This window comes from Mesorhizobium sp. WSM4837 (genome assembly GCF_055811435.1).
In genome coordinates this window covers 42450-57772 of sequence record NZ_JBVVQE010000016.1, presented here as the reverse complement: position 1 = coordinate 57772, position 15323 = coordinate 42450, and the positions used below count along the sequence as shown (strand labels likewise).

Below are 15323 nucleotides of genomic sequence, written 5' to 3'. Positions count from 1 at the left end.
GCAGGTTCCGGCTTGGATCACACCCGGATCGGGTTCAGCTTCAGTTGCTGGATCAGGATGATGGTCTTGGCGTCGATGATGCGGCCGTCGTGGATGCCGGCCAGCGCCTCGTCGAGCGGCATTTCCAGGACCTCGATGTCTTCGCCTTCGTCCGGCGCGCCGCCGCCGTCGGAGATGCGGTCGGTCGGCGAATAGCGGGCGACGAAAAACCAGAGCCGTTCGGTCACGCTGCCGGGGCTCATGAAGGGCGAAAACAGCCGTTCGACGTCCTTCAGCCTATAGCCGAGTTCCTCTTCCGCCTCCTTGCGGATGCAGGTTTCGGGATCGTGTTCATCGAGCAGGCCGGCGCAGGCCTCGATCAGCGGCTCGCGGTGGCCGGTGGCGTAGGCCGCGTAGCGGAACTGCCGCACCAGCAGAACCGTCGAGCGCTCCGGGTCGTAAGGCAGGATCACCGCGCCGTCGCCGCGATCGTAGGTCTGGCGGATCTGCGTCTCCCACTGCCCGTCGCGGCGGCGATAATCGAGGACGGTCTTTTTCAGGACTGCCCAGTCGTCGGAAAGGACTTCCTCCGAACGGATGCGAATGCGGTCTTCCATGGTGAACTCCGTGTTGCCGGCGAGGCGTAGCGGTGATCGGGCCTTCGCGCAATCCCGACAGCAATTCAGGGCAATCGCTACAGCGAAGGATCGCGGCTTCATCCAGCAGAGGCGCGCTTCACCGCCTCGTGTATGGCGCGGGCGCAATCCATTGCCTAAATAGCGACAGCCCCTCCCCGGAGTTTCCTGATGACCCCTTCCCTTTTCCAGCCGATCACGCTTGACGGCCTGACCTTTCCCAACCGCATTGCGGTGGCGCCGATGTGCCAGTATTCCGCCGAAGACGGCTCGGCCAGCGACTGGCACCTGTACCACTGGATGAACCTGGCGATGTCCGGCGCCGGCATGGTCACCGTCGAGATGACCGACGTCGAGCGGCGCGGCCGCATCTCGCATGGCTGCCTCGGCCTTTATTCCGACGACAACGAGGCGGCCGCCCGGCGCGCGCTGGATGCGGCCAAGCGCGTCGCTGCTCCCGGCACCAGGTTCGGCACGCAGCTTGCCCATGCCGGCCGCAAGGCCTCCAACCAGAAACCTTGGGAAGGCGGCGGGCCGCTGAACGCCGATCAGGACCCTTGGCCGATCGTGTCGGCCTCGGCAATCGCCTACGACACGGGCTGGCAGGTGCCGAGGGCGCTGGAGGATGAGGAGATCCTGCAGATCATCGAACGCTTCGCCGAGGCGGCAAGGCGGGCCGAACGTGCCGGCTTCGATTTCATCGAATTGCACGCCGCGCACGGCTATCTGATCTTCCAGTTCCTGTCGCCGCTTTCCAACCAGCGCACCGACCGCTGGGGCGGCTCGCTGGAAAACCGCATGCGTTTTGTCGTCGAGATCGCCAAGGCAGTGAGAAAGGCAGTGCCCGGGCTGATGCTCGGGGCGCGTCTGTCGGTCAAGGAATGGGTCGATGGCGGCTTCGAAGTCGACGACGCAATCGAAGTGGCCAAGGCGCTGAAGGCAACGGGCGTCGCCTATCTCTGCTGCTCGAGCGGCGGCAATTCGCCCCTGCAGAAGCTGCCGGCAGGTCGCGGCTACCAAGTGCACCTGGCGGAGGCCGTTCGCAACGGCGCCGGAATCCCGACAAGGGCCGTCGGCCTGATCGACGATCCGAAGCAGGCCGAGGCGATCGTCGCCGAGGGCCGTGCCGACATGGTGGCCCTGGCCCGCGCCTTCCTCGCCGATCCGCGGTGGGCGTGGCGCGCCGCGGCCACCTTCGGCGAAAAAATCCAGCCGGCGCCGCAGCTTGCCCGCTCGGTGACGACGATGCAGCACTGGATGAAGGCGGCCGGCTGACCGGCCCGATTGCAGGGCCGCCGCCGCAACGACCGTTACCCCGAGACATTTGCGCACGCCGAGGGGCGTGCAACCAAATCAGCGGCTCCGCGTTGGCGGCGATGATGGACAGCAAGCCTTTTGAAAAGCCGGTCGTGGTCGAACTTGGCCGTGTCGGCAAATACCGTGAGATCCGCAGCACCCAGGAAGCTGCGGAGTGCCTGATGACCGTCTGGCCGCTCAATCGTGGCCCTCGGCATCGCGATGCTCTCGACACTTGCCTAAAAGTGCTGGAAGGTTATCGTTCGACAGCGGATGCGCGCCGGGCATTGGTAGAGGCCGCCATGGAATCGGACGTGCTGGTTCCCGAAGAGAGATTGCCCGAAGGCAAACTGCCCGACCGCAAACCGCATTGAGCAACCCGAGCTTTTTCCACTGGAGGATTTCATGGCCAAGCTGACCTACAAGATCGTCGAGCATGACGGGGGCTGGGCCTATAAGGTCGGCGAGACATTTTCGGAGACGTTTCCTACTCACGAGGACGCGCTGCGCGCCGCCGAGATCGCTTCGGCCGAACAGCAGGTCGCCGGCACCACCGACGGCATCCAGTACGAGGACGCCGAAGGCAAATGGCACGACGAGCTCGCCGACGGCCGGGACCGGCCGCAAACCGAAGTTTCCGATTAGGCTGGTGTCGTTCTCGCACCTCGGTTTCAAGAGCTGGGGCTTGACAAGTCATGCTCTTGCTATGATCCCGGACATGGCGAATTACAGTCCCGCTGGGAACGCTCACGATCAGGCGCGACGAAGAAGGGCGCTTGCCACGCAGCCGCTTTACAGGGCAGTCTGGTAGCGCTACCGTTTCATCATCGCGCGTGACCAGGGAGGAGCTTTGGGAACTGCCGCGGCCAGTCAGGAAAGCGGTTTCCTTCGAAGACGTCGCAGGAAGCATTCGGGAGGAAATCGATGGCGTCTGTCGCGATTGGCGATGTCTACAAATCATTCGGAACCGTCGAGATTCTGCACGGTGTCAGCGTCGATATAGAGGACGGCGAGTTCGTCACGCTGGTCGGGCCGTCGGGCTGCGGAAAATCGACCCTTCTCAGGATGATCGCCGGCCTGGAAAAGATTTCGCGCGGTCAGATCGCGATTGGCGAGCGCGTCGTCAACAACGTTGCGCCAAAAGAACGCGACGTCGCCATGGTGTTCCAGAACTACGCGCTCTACCCGCACATGACCGTGGCCGAGAACATGGCGTTCTCGCTGATGCTCAAGGGTGCTGCGAAAGCCGAAAGCGCTGCCAGCGTCAAGCGCGCCGCCGAAATCCTGGGGCTGGTGCCATTGCTGGAGCGCTATCCCCGGCAGCTTTCCGGCGGCCAGCGCCAGCGCGTCGCCATGGGCCGGGCGATCGTGCGCGATCCGGCGGTCTTCCTGTTCGACGAGCCGCTGTCCAATCTCGACGCCAAGCTCAGGGTGCAGATGCGCGCCGAGATCAAGGAACTGCACCAGCGCTTGAAAACCACGACGGTCTATGTCACCCACGACCAGATCGAGGCGATGACCATGGCCGACAAGATCGTCGTCATGCATGACGGCATCGTCGAGCAGATCGGGCCGCCATTGGAGCTCTACGACCGGCCCAACAACCTTTTTGTCGCCAGCTTTATCGGCTCGCCCGCCATGAACATGCTGCGGGGCGAAATCGCGACGGATGGCGGCTCACCGTCTTTTCGCGGCTCCGGCGGGATTTCCCTGCCGCTGGCCGCAGTGCCGTCGACCGGCAGCGGCGAGCAGGTGGTGCTGGGGATACGCCCCGAGCATCTGCGGCTATCCCAAGACGACGGCATTCCAGTCACCGTCGTGGTGGTCGAGCCGACCGGGTCGGAAGTGCAGCTCATCGGCCGGACGGCCGGCGGTGACGAGATCGTCGCCAATTTCCGCGAGCGCCATTCCTTCACGCCGGGCGAGACCGTACGGCTCACGGCCGAGCCGGGCCTCATCCATCTCTTTCATGGCGAAACCGGGCAGCGCTTCGAACTGCGCGCCCGGCAGTAGGATCCATAAGGCAAGGACAATAAACAGGAGGAAACGAGCATGAAATTCACCAGACGTGACGTGATCCGCACGACCGCCGGCGTGGCGGCGGGAGCCTTGGGAAGCCGCTTCGTCGGCTCTTCCGCCTTTGCCCAGGAGGGGTTGACGTACAAGCCCGAAGATGGCGCAAAGCTGCGCATGCTGCGCTGGTCGCCGTTCGTTCAGGGCGATGAAGACCAATGGCTGGCCAACACCAAGCGGTTCTCCGAGGCGACAGGCGTCGAGGTCCGCGTCGACAAGGAAAGCTGGGAGGACATTCGCCCCAAGGCGGCGGTTGCCGCCAATGTCGGCTCCGGTCCAGATCTGATGCTGGTCTGGTTCGACGACCCGCACCAGTACCCCGACAAGCTGCACGACGTGTCGGAACTGGGTGAGTATCTCGGCACGAAATATGGCGGCTGGCACGACGGACCAAAGCAATATGCGACGCGGGAGGGAAAATTCCTCGGCCTGCCCCTGGCCACCATCGGCAATGCCATCGTCTATCGGGAAAGCTGGGTGAAGGAGGCCGGCTTCTCGGAGTTTCCGAAGGACACGGCGGGCTTCCTCGAGCTTTGCAAGGCCTTGCAGGCGAAGGGCCATCCGGCCGGCTTCACGCACGGCCATGGCGTCGGCGACGGCAACAACTATGCTCACTGGCTGCTTTGGAGCCATGGCGGCCAGATGGTCGACGAGAGCGGAAAGGTGACGATCAACAGCCCCGAGACGCTCAAGGCGATCGAATACGCCCAGGAACTCTACAAGACCTTCATCCCCGGCACCGAAAGCTGGCTCGACGTGAACAACAACCGCGCCTTCCTGGCCGGCGAACTGGGCGTCATCGCCAACGGCATTTCCGTGTATAACACGGCCAAGACCAACAAGGACAATGATCCGAAACTGGCTGAAATCGCCAAGGACATGCGCACGACCAGCCTGCCGATCGGTCCTGTCGGAAAATCGGTCGAGCTGTTCCAGGTGACCACGGCCGTGATCTTCGACTACACGCCCTACCCCAACGCGGCCAAGGCCTATCTGCAGTTCATGTTCGAGGAACAGCAAATGGCAGAGTGGATCACCTCCTCCGCCGGCTATTGCTGCCAGACACTCAAAGCCTTCGAGAACAATCCTGTGTGGACGGCCGACCCGAACAATGCCGCTTACGCCAAGGCCTCTGCGACGCTGCGTCCCAACGGTTATGCCGGGCCGCTCGGCTACGCTTCGGCGGCGACCATGGCCGACTATGTCCTGGTCGACATGTTCGCCAAGGCGGTGACGGGCCAGGCGACGCCGCAGGAGGCGATGGAAGAGGCGGAGAAACGCGCCAACCGCTACTATCGCGTTTGATCGCAGCGCAGCCGGGCAGCCGCGACCGCGCTGCCCGGTCTGGTTTCTGAAATCGCGTGGCCGCCACTCAGGCCACCATGCCACTAGACCCTATGAGGAGCCGTCCCATGGCCGTGTCGTCCGCTGCCGTTCAGCCGCGTCCGTCGATCCTGTCGCGGAGCCTGTCGCTCCTGGCCGACAGCCGGAACGCGCTTAGCTTCGGCTTCATGCTGCCGGCGGCAGCGCTGCTGCTGGTCTTCCTCACCTATCCGCTCGGGCTCGGGGTCTGGCTCGGCTTCACGGATACCCGCATCGGTCGCCCCGGTATCTTCATAGGCATCGAAAACTACCAATATCTGTCGGATGACGCCGTCTTCTGGCTCTCCGTCTTCAACACCTTGCTCTACACGATAAGCGCCTCGATCCTGAAGTTCGCGCTCGGCCTCTGGCTGGCGCTCATTCTCAATCAGAACCTTCCCATCAAATCGTTCTTCCGCGCGATCATCCTGCTGCCGTTTGTGGTGCCGACGGTGCTGTCGGCCATCGCCTTCTGGTGGATCTACGATTCGCAGTTCTCCATCCTGTCCTGGGCACTTATGGAAATGGGCCTGATCGACCATCGCATCAATTTCCTCGGCGATCCGGAGAACGCGCGCGCTTCGGTCATCGCCGCCAATGTCTGGCGCGGCATTCCGTTCGTCGCCATCACGCTGCTTGCCGGCTTGCAAACGATACCGCAGTCGCTTTACGAGGCCGCCACGCTCGACGGCGCCAGTCGCTGGCAATTGTTCCGTTTTGTGACGCTGCCGCTGCTGACGCCGATCATCGCCATCACCATGACGTTTTCGGTGCTGTTCACCTTCACCGATTTCCAGCTGATCTATGTGCTGACCCGCGGCGGACCGGTCAATGCCACCCATCTGATGGCGACATTGTCGTTTCAGCGCGGCATTTCGGGAGGCCAGCTTGGCGAGGGCGCCGCCATCGCGGTCGCCATGATCCCGTTCCTGCTTGCGGCGATCCTGTTCAGCTATTTCGGCCTGCAACGCCGCAAATGGCAGCAGGGCGGAGGAGACTGACATGGCTGAGACCGCGATCAAGAAAACGAAACGGCAGGAACTCGACGAAGGCGGCATGGGCTATCTTCAGAGCCTGCCGCGGCGCGTGGTGACGGTCTATCTGCCGTTGCTGGTGTTCGTCATCGTGCTGTTGTTCCCGTTCTACTGGATGACGATCACGGCGATCAAGCCCAATCACGAGATGACCGACTACGCCAATTTCAATCCGTTCTGGGTCGTGCATCCGACATTCGAGCACATCCGCTATCTCTTGTTCGACACGTCCTATCCGGGCTGGCTGCTCAACACGATCATCATCTCCACCGCCGCCACATTCCTGTCGCTGCTGGCTGCGGTGTTCGCGGCCTATGCGATCGAACGGCTGCGGTTTTCGGGAGCGCGGCACGTCGGGCTCGCGATCTTCCTCGCCTATCTCGTGCCGCCCTCGATCCTGTTCATCCCGCTGTCGGTGATGGTGTTCAACCTTGGGCTTTTCGACACCCCGTTCGCGCTCATCCTGACCTACCCGACCTTCCTGATCCCTTTCTGCACCTGGCTGCTGATGGGTTACTTCCGCTCGATCCCGTTCGAACTGGAAGAATGCGCGCTCATCGACGGGGCGAGCCGCTGGCAGATCCTCATGAAGATCGTGCTGCCGCTGTCGGTGCCCGGCCTGATTTCGGCCGGCATCTTCGCATTCACCCTGTCATGGAACGAATTCATCTATGCGCTGACGTTCATCCAGTCGTCGGAAAACAAAACTGTGCCGGTCGGGGTGCTCACCGAGCTTGTCCGCTCCGACGTCTATGAATGGGGAGCGCTGATGGCCGGAGCCCTGATCGGCTCGCTGCCGGTGGTGGTGCTCTATTCGTTCTTCGTCGAGCACTACGTTTCCTCGATGACCGGAGCGGTGAAGGAATAGCGCCCTGCGGGGCGCCTTCTCCCTTCTCCCCTTGTGGGAGAAGGTGGCCTCGCGAAGCGAGGTCGGATGAGGGGTGTTCCAGCTTGGCACCAACAGCGTTCCGTCCAACACCCCTCAACCGTCTTGGCGCTGCGCGCCAATCCACCTTCTCCCACAAGGGGAGAAGGAAGAAGAGGCGCATTGCCGCCAACCATCCGCCGCGTTATCTCAGGCGACCTGCCTGCCTCAACTGACCTTCTGCGGAGCCTCCCGATGCCCGAAATCGTCACCGCTGCCATGCTCGTCATCGGCGACGAGATTCTGTCCGGCCGCACCAAGGACAAGAATATCGGCCACCTCGCCGACATCATGACGGCGATCGGCATCGACCTGAAGGAGGTGCGCATCGTTGCCGACGAGGAAGACGAGATCGTCGCCGCGGTGAATGCCTTGCGTGCCCGCTATACCTACCTCTTCACCACCGGCGGCATCGGTCCGACGCATGACGACATCACCGCGGATGCCATTGCCAGGGCCTTCGGCGTGCCCTGCGAATACGACGCCAAAGCCTATGCGATGCTGGAAGCGAGCTACGCCGCGCGCGGCATCGAATACACCGAGGCGCGCAAGCGCATGGCGCGGATGCCGCGCGGTGCCGACCATATCGACAATCCGGTGTCGATCGCGCCGGGCTTTCGCATCGGCAACGTCCATGTCATGGCCGGCGTGCCGGCGATTTTCCAGGCGATGCTCGACAATGTCGTGCCGACGCTGCAGGCCGGCACCAAAATGCTGTCGGCCACGGTGCACTGTCCGTTCGGCGAAGGCCTGGTCGGCGGACCGCTGGGCGAGATCCAGAGGGCGCATCCGGACACAATCATCGGCTCCTACCCGAAATACAGCGACGGCAAGTTCTGGACCGAGCTGGTCGTCCGTGCCCGCAGCCAGCAAGCGCTGGACGCCGCCCGCGCCGACGTCGAAGCGATGGTCGCAGGGCTCGCCAGCGCGGCCAACTGATCCAAAGCGCGTCGCGCCTGAGAGGATTCATGCGACGCGCCTTCTTGTCTTTATTCATGGTGCCCCAAACCGCTGCGCACCACGCGCCCGAGGGCATGCTTTTGGGCGACATACATTAGGCCATATCCGGGCTAACCGGAACCAAGCATAGTGCTGTAACGTTTCATGCGGGCGAGTTCGCTCGCCCGCGAATTGAGGGGTTGCCATGCGATTCAAGACCATCGTCGCCATACTGCAGAACGAACAGGACGCGGAGCGCGTGCTCGAATGCGCCGTCCCGCTTGCCGACAAGTTCGAGAGCCATCTCATCGGCATTCATGCCGAAGCGCTTCCGGTCCCCTACACCTCGGCCACCGGCTTTCCCGACACCGAGTTCCTGCAGGTTTCGGCCGACATGAACAAGGAACGCGCTGAAAAATTGCGGGCGGTTTTCCTCCGGCATGTCGAAGAGTCCGGCCTGTCCTTCGAGTGGCGCAGCCTCGAGAGCTTTTCAGGAGACAGCGCGCTGACCGGCATCCCGACCGTTCGCACCGCGGACCTGATCATCGCCGCGCAGCGCGAGACGGGCGGCGATCAAAACGCCGATGTCGACACGCTGGTCTATGACGCCGGCCGGCCGGTGCTGGTCGTGCCGCACTCAGGCCCGCTGATCACCAGCTTCAAGCATGTGCTGCTCGCCTGGAACGGCAGCAAGGAAGCGGCGCGCGCCGCGTTCGACGCCCTGCCCTTCATCATCGAGGCCGAACAAACCGATATTGTCGTTATCGACCCGCCGGACACGCTCGACGAGGCCCCGGAGGCGGCCGGCGCCGAAATCGCCGCCGCCCTGTCCAGGCATGGCGCCACGGTCAGCGTCTCGGTGCTGCAATCGGCCGGCCACTCGGTCGACGAGGTGCTCCAGACCAGGGTTGCCGAAACTGGCGCCGACCTGCTCGTGCTCGGCGCCTACAGCCATTCCTGGCTGCGCCAGCTTCTGTTCGGCGGTGTCACCCGCACGGTGCTGCGCACCCTGCCGGTGGCAGCTTTCCTGTCGCGGTAAATCGACAAGCGGCAAGTCCACAGGCGGCAAGTCCACAGGGATCGCCTGCCGCCGCCCTTGCCAGGGCCAAGGCTTTCCAGTTAATTCCGCGCGTTCCTTCAAGTGTCTGCGCGCGTTTTCGCGCGCTGCGGAGTGCGCGAAAAATGTCCCTTCCCGAAAAGGCCTTTCCCGTCTCCTGGGATCAGTTCCACCGCGACGCGCGTGCGCTCGCCTGGCGGCTTGCCGGCGCCAACAAAGGCCAATGGAAAGCGATCGTCTGCATCACCCGCGGCGGCCTGGTGCCGGCCGCCATCATCTCGCGTGAACTCGGCATCCGGGTCATCGAGACGGTTTGCGTCGCCTCCTATCACGACTATGCCAGCCAGGGGCAGTTGCAGGTGCTGAAGGAGGTCACGCCGGCACTGCTCGCCGATGACGGCGCCGGCGTATTGATCATCGATGACCTCACCGACACCGGCAAGACCGCGGGCATCGTCCGCGCCATGATGCCCAAGGCGCATTTCGCCACCGTCTACGCCAAGCCGAAAGGCAGGCCGCTGGTCGACACCTTCGTCACCGAGGTCAGCCAGGACACCTGGATCTATTTTCCGTGGGACATGGGCTTCACCTACCAGAAGCCGATCGCCGACGACCACGCCGGCTGATTCGCGGCAGCTGCTTTTTCTCCTCCCGGAACATACCGGCGCGGCCTTCTTGCCGGCGCACTTCTTGAAAGAGTGCAGCGGCGCACGATATTCCTGAATCGACGTCTCGTGTGTGGTTAATTCGTGCGTATGAGGTTTTTTACTTTTATTGCTTATGATTAGCCGTAAGATTCACGAGACGACAAGTGATTCTGGAGGCTGGGGCAAGCTTCTACGATGTTGACGAGGCCAGTAACGCACAACCATTTGGCCGAAAGGGTCCAGCGGCTCTTCGGCGCAGCGCCGTGCCGCCTGCAGGTTGCAGCATTGCCCTGGCGCGACACCGGCCATGGCGTCGAGATCATGCTGATCACCAGCCGCGATACCGGTCGCTGGGTGCTTCCCAAGGGCTGGCCTGAGGCCAAGGAACTGCTTTGCGAAGCGGCGGCGCGCGAGGCCGGCGAGGAAGCCGGACTGCGCGGCACGGTCTCCCACCACGAAGCCGGCCGCTACTTCTATGCCAAGGCATTGGCTTCCGGCGAGGAAGTGCCTTGCGAGGTTTTGGTGTTTCCGCTGCGGGTCGACAAGATCGCCGACCGGTGGAAGGAAAAGCGGTCGCGCATCCGAAAATGGGTCAGCCCCGCCGAGGCTGTGCGCATGGTCAACGAGCCGGATCTTGGCCAGATCATCGCCTATTTCTGTGCCGACCCGCACCAGTTCTCCTGAGCAAGCATAGCGGCCAAAGCCGCGCACCTGCCGCGCATCACCGGCGATGTTCTTGGGCAAAGGGAATCGATTTGGCCACTCCAGCTTTGGCATGCGTTGTCGGGCTGATGGCCTGAACGTGGGTAAATCGAAATCCTGCGGCCACTTCTATCCCCGTTATCCACATATGTGACACACAAGATGTTGGGGTCACAAAAGCTACGCAAACGAATCCTTGACGGCGCAAAACGAGTCGCCTTTTATAGGTCATGCGCTCCTGTTGAGAGCGCGACCGGAAAGTTTTGAGCCCGGTCTTTTTTCCCGGATTATGTGCGTTTGGCCGCATTTCCGCCCTGGCTACGGGGCCGGCGGAGGCGTCGGGATTTTGGGGTTTTTGGGGACGAAAGGGAAAAATGTCGGACTGGAATAAATTGTCTGTTAATACTATATTTAGTGTTTGCAGGTAGGTTCGACGCTAGATAATGTGAAGTTCCCTCGATTGAGGGAGTCGCAAAAAAGTTTCAGTCTTGAGGGACCCGCAGGGTCTGTCGGCGCGTTGGACGGCTACTTCGCAAGGAGTTCGACCAGCAGGGCGGGCGGAGCCTCGTGAAAAGGAGCCGGCCGTTTTCGAACGCCGGCAGACGGCGGACATGCGCGTTTCGCAATGGGGGCAGAAATCCCCTGGGAAAGGCGCTATATCTAGACACAAAGGGATAGGACCAATGCGCATCGAGCGTCGTTTCACCAAGCAAGGGCTAGCAGGTCAAGAACGGGCGGCTTATGCGGAGATCGAATTCCGCAAGGCGCTTTCGGAGATCAAGAATCCGGATGGCTCGGTGGTGTTCCGCTTGGACAATATCGATGTGCCGGCGCAGTTCAGTCAGGTTGCCGCCGACATCCTGGCGCAGAAATATTTCCGCAAGGCCGGAGTGCCGGCACGGCTGAAGAAGGTCGAGGAGAATGACGTCCCCTCCTTCCTGTGGCGCTCCGTCGCCGACGAGGCCGAGCTGGCAAAACTGCCCGCAGCCGAGCGCTACGGCTCCGAGATCGACGCCCGCCAGGTCTTCGACCGTCTTGCCGGCACCTGGACCTATTGGGGCTGGAAGGGCGGCTACTTCAAGTCGGAGGACGACGCGCGCGCCTTCCGCGACGAGCTCGCCTATATGCTGGCCACCCAGCGCGTTGCGCCGAACTCGCCGCAATGGTTCAACACCGGCCTGCACTGGGCCTACGGCATCGACGGCCCGAGCCAGGGCCACTTCTATGTCGACCCGTTCACCGGCAAGCTGACCAAGTCGAAGTCTTCCTACGAGCATCCGCAGCCGCATGCCTGCTTCATCCAGGGCGTGCAGGACGATCTCGTCAACGAAGGCGGCATCATGGATTTGTGGGTGCGTGAAGCGCGGCTGTTCAAATACGGCTCCGGCACCGGCTCCAACTTCTCGTTCCTGCGCGGCGAAGGCGAAAAACTGTCCGGCGGCGGCCGCTCGTCCGGCCTGATGAGCTTCCTCAAGATCGGCGACCGCGCGGCGGGCGCTATCAAGTCGGGCGGCACGACGCGCCGCGCCGCAAAGATGGTCATCATCGACGCCGACCATCCCGATATCGAGGAATTCATCGACTGGAAGGTCAATGAGGAGCAGAAGGTCGCCTCGCTGGTCACCGGCTCTAAGATCGTCAAGAAGCACCTCGAAGCGATCATGAAAGCCTGCATCAACTGCGAAGGCCAGGACGACGATTGCTTCGACCCGGCGATCAACACCGCGCTGAAGCGTGAGATCAAGCTGGCCAAGAAGGACGGGGTGCCGGAGAACTACATCTACCGCGTCATCCAGTTCGCCAGGCAGGGCTACACCTCGATGTCGTTCAAGACCTACGACACCGACTGGGATTCGGACGCCTACCTCACGGTTTCGGGCCAGAACTCCAACAATTCGGTCTCGCTGAAGGACGATTTCCTGCGCGCCGTAGAGCAGGACGGCGACTGGCATCTCACCGCCCGCAAGGACGGCAAGGTGCTGAAGACGCTGAAAGCCAGGGATCTGTGGGAAAAGATCGGCTATGCCGCTTGGGCGTCGGCCGACCCGGGCCTGCACTTCAACACGACGATGAACGACTGGCACACCTGCGCCGCGGCCGGTGCGATCCGGGCGTCCAACCCGTGCTCGGAATACATGTTCCTCGACGACACCGCCTGCAACCTGGCCTCGATCAACCTGCTGCCCTATCGCAACGCCGACGGCACCATCGATATCGCAGCCTACGAGCACACGGTTCGGCTGTGGACCATGGTGCTGGAAATTTCCGTCATGATGGCGCAGTTCCCGTCGAAGGAGATCGCCAAGCTCTCCTACGAATACCGCACGCTCGGCCTCGGCTACGCCAATATCGGCGGCCTGCTGATGACCTCGGGCATTCCCTATGATTCCGACGAGGGCCGCGCCATCTGCGCAGCACTCACCGCAATCATGACCGGCACGGCCTATGCCACCTCGGCCGAAATGGCCGCCGAGCTCGGCGCCTTCCCCGACTACGACCGCAATGCGCAGAACATGCTGCGCGTCATGCGCAACCATCGCCGCGCTGCCTATGGCGACAAGGACGGCTACGAGAAACTCGCCGTCAACCCGGTGCCGCTGGTCGCCTCCGACCTGAAGCAGCCGGAGCTTGCCGCCCATGCCAAGGCTGCCTGGGACCGCGCCATCGAGCTCGGCGAGGAGCATGGCTACCGCAATGCGCAGGCAACCGTGATCGCGCCGACCGGCACGATCGGCCTGGTCATGGATTGCGATACCACCGGCATCGAGCCCGATTTCGCACTGGTGAAATTCAAGAAGCTGGCCGGCGGCGGCTATTTCAAGATCATCAACCGCGCCGTCCCTGAAGCGCTGCGCACGCTCGGCTATTCGGAAAGCCAGATCGCCGAGATCGAGGCCTATGCGGTCGGCCACGGCAACCTCAACCAGGCGCCTGCCATCAACCCCGGCTCGCTTAGGGCAAAGGGTTTTACCGACGACAAGATCGCGGCGCTTAACGCCGCGTTGAAGTCGGCCTTCGACATCAAGTTCGTCTTCAACCAGTGGACGCTGGGTGCCGATTGGGTGAAGGAGACGTTTGGCTTCACCGACGAGCAGCTCAACGATTTCTCGTTCGAGATGCTGCCGGCGCTCGGCTTCTCGAAGAAGGACATCGAGGCCGCCAACATCCATGTCTGCGGTGCGATGACCCTGGAAGGCGCGCCGTTCCTGAAGGCCGAGCATCTGCCGGTGTTCGACTGCGCCAGCCCGTGCGGCAAGATCGGCAAGCGTTCACTGTCGATCAACAGCCACATCCAGATGATGGCGGCGGCGCAGCCGTTCATCTCCGGCGCCATTTCCAAGACCATCAACATGCCGAACGACGCGACGGTGGAAGACGCCAAGGGCGCCTACATGCTGTCGTGGAAGCTGGCGCTGAAGGCCAACGCGCTCTATCGCGACGGCTCGAAACTCTCGCAGCCGCTCAACGCCTCGCTGCTTGCCGACGTCGAAGACGACGAGGACGATGCCGTCGAGCAGCTGATCGCCGCGCCGGCTTCACAGCGCGCCGTGCAGGTGACCGAAAAGATCGTCGAACGCGTCGTCGAACGCCTCTATCGCGACCGCGAAAAGCTGCCGAACCGCCGCAAGGGCTATACCCAGAAAGCGGTCGTCGGCGGCCACAAGGTCTATCTGCGCACCGGCGAATTCGACGACGGTCGCCTCGGCGAGATCTTCATCGACATGCACAAGGAAGGTGCGGCCTTCCGGGCGATGATGAACAATTTCGCCATCGCCATCTCGCTCGGCCTGCAATATGGCGTGCCGCTCGAGGAATATGTCGAAGCCTTCACCTTCACCAAATTCGAGCCGGCCGGCATGGTGCAGGGCAATGACGCGATCAAGAACGCCACGTCGATCCTCGACTACGTGTTCCGCGAGCTTGCTGTGTCCTATCTTGCCCGCCACGACCTCGCCCATGTCGACCAGTCGGATTTCGACAAGACCGCACTCGGCCGCGGCATCAACGAAGGCAAGGCGACGCCGTTCTCGAAGGGGCTGACCCGCGGCGTCTCGCCGGTCAAGCTGGTGTCGGGCATGGGCGCCGACCCCAAGGGGTTCGGCGGTTCAAGTCCCTCTCCCGCTACCACTCGCTCGGCGCCGACCGCGTTCTCAGGCTCCAACGTGCTGGCGCTGAAGCCGGCCAGCGACGAAGCCATCGCCTATAAGCGAGACTATGAGGAACGGGCGAAGGAACTGGTCGAGGACATTGCCTACGAGGAAGCAACCGACCCGACTGCGCTGTTCACCGACGAGGCCGCGAAAGAAGCCGCCGAGGCCAAGGCGCTTGCGGCGACCCGGCGTCAGCAATCCCTGATGCAGGGCTACATCGGCAACGAATGCTCCGAATGCCACAATTTTACGATGGTGCGGAACGGCACGTGCGAGAAGTGCGACACCTGTGGCTCGACGAGCGGATGTAGCTGAGGACCGATGCCGCCTCGGCTTACGGTCCGCGAAGTCATTCGCCTGCTGGAAACCGACGGCTGGTATCTGGTTGCAACTAAAGGCAGTCATCGCCAATATAAGCATGAAATCAAAGCCGGCCGCGTCACGGTGGCCGGCAAGCCGTCTGACGAGGTTGCACCGGGAACACTGAATAGCATCCTCAAGCAGTCCGGTTTAAAGGAGTGAT

The 15323-nt window shown here is 62.6% G+C and carries 14 protein-coding genes; 13 read left to right on the top strand and 1 reads right to left on the bottom strand.

Features of this window, described 5'->3' with window-relative positions:
* Nucleotides 1-17: 17 nt before the first annotated feature.
* On the bottom strand, nucleotides 18-596 hold the full coding sequence (locus AC0L3D_RS11880) for an NUDIX domain-containing protein (protein ID WP_128168500.1): 579 nt from the start codon (nucleotides 594-596) through the stop codon (nucleotides 18-20).
* A gap of 189 nt (nucleotides 597-785) precedes the next feature.
* Between AC0L3D_RS11880 and AC0L3D_RS11875 the strand changes: the two genes are divergently transcribed.
* From AC0L3D_RS11875 to AC0L3D_RS11815, 13 genes are all read left to right on the top strand, one after another.
* On the top strand, nucleotides 786-1889 hold the full coding sequence (locus tag AC0L3D_RS11875; protein WP_473644438.1) for an NADH:flavin oxidoreductase/NADH oxidase: 1104 nt from the start codon (nucleotides 786-788) through the stop codon (nucleotides 1887-1889).
* 101 nt (nucleotides 1890-1990) lie between these two features.
* Nucleotides 1991-2284, top strand: coding sequence for a DUF982 domain-containing protein (locus tag AC0L3D_RS11870; RefSeq protein WP_287248156.1), 294 nt, complete (start codon nucleotides 1991-1993; stop codon nucleotides 2282-2284).
* 31 nt (nucleotides 2285-2315) lie between these two features.
* The gene (locus AC0L3D_RS11865) at nucleotides 2316-2555 is read left to right on the top strand and encodes a DUF2188 domain-containing protein (protein ID WP_023798198.1); all 240 of its coding nucleotides are present in this window, start codon (nucleotides 2316-2318) and stop codon (nucleotides 2553-2555) included.
* 279 nt (nucleotides 2556-2834) lie between these two features.
* Complete coding sequence (locus tag AC0L3D_RS11860; RefSeq protein WP_128168498.1) at nucleotides 2835-3923, top strand: ABC transporter ATP-binding protein; 1089 nt, start codon at nucleotides 2835-2837, stop codon at nucleotides 3921-3923.
* A 39-nt stretch (nucleotides 3924-3962) separates the two neighbouring features.
* On the top strand, nucleotides 3963-5288 hold the full coding sequence (locus AC0L3D_RS11855) for an ABC transporter substrate-binding protein (RefSeq protein ID WP_128168497.1): 1326 nt from the start codon (nucleotides 3963-3965) through the stop codon (nucleotides 5286-5288).
* A 206-nt stretch (nucleotides 5289-5494) separates the two neighbouring features.
* Entirely contained in the window at nucleotides 5495-6346 is an 852-nt protein-coding gene (locus tag AC0L3D_RS11850) for a carbohydrate ABC transporter permease (RefSeq protein WP_287062084.1), read from the top strand.
* A gap of 1 nt (nucleotide 6347) precedes the next feature.
* On the top strand, nucleotides 6348-7247 hold the full coding sequence (locus tag AC0L3D_RS11845; protein ID WP_128168495.1) for a carbohydrate ABC transporter permease: 900 nt from the start codon (nucleotides 6348-6350) through the stop codon (nucleotides 7245-7247).
* A gap of 252 nt (nucleotides 7248-7499) precedes the next feature.
* Entirely contained in the window at nucleotides 7500-8243 is a 744-nt protein-coding gene (locus AC0L3D_RS11840; protein WP_128168494.1) for a competence/damage-inducible protein A, read from the top strand.
* 205 nt (nucleotides 8244-8448) lie between these two features.
* The gene (locus tag AC0L3D_RS11835; protein ID WP_128168493.1) at nucleotides 8449-9282 is read left to right on the top strand and encodes a universal stress protein; all 834 of its coding nucleotides are present in this window, start codon (nucleotides 8449-8451) and stop codon (nucleotides 9280-9282) included.
* A 143-nt stretch (nucleotides 9283-9425) separates the two neighbouring features.
* Nucleotides 9426-9926 (top strand): xanthine phosphoribosyltransferase, encoded by a 501-nt coding sequence (gpt, locus tag AC0L3D_RS11830; protein WP_023798205.1) that lies wholly within the window; start codon nucleotides 9426-9428, stop codon nucleotides 9924-9926.
* A 216-nt stretch (nucleotides 9927-10142) separates the two neighbouring features.
* Nucleotides 10143-10631 carry an NUDIX hydrolase gene (locus AC0L3D_RS11825; protein WP_128168492.1) on the top strand — a complete coding sequence of 163 codons (489 nt, stop codon included), beginning with the start codon at nucleotides 10143-10145 and terminating at the stop codon, nucleotides 10629-10631.
* A 701-nt stretch (nucleotides 10632-11332) separates the two neighbouring features.
* Entirely contained in the window at nucleotides 11333-15115 is a 3783-nt protein-coding gene (locus AC0L3D_RS11820) for a vitamin B12-dependent ribonucleotide reductase (protein WP_473644436.1), read from the top strand.
* Between the two features lie 6 nt (nucleotides 15116-15121).
* Nucleotides 15122-15322 carry a type II toxin-antitoxin system HicA family toxin gene (locus AC0L3D_RS11815; RefSeq protein ID WP_473516233.1) on the top strand — a complete coding sequence of 67 codons (201 nt, stop codon included), beginning with the start codon at nucleotides 15122-15124 and terminating at the stop codon, nucleotides 15320-15322.
* The last annotated feature ends 1 nt before the right edge of the window (nucleotide 15323 follow it).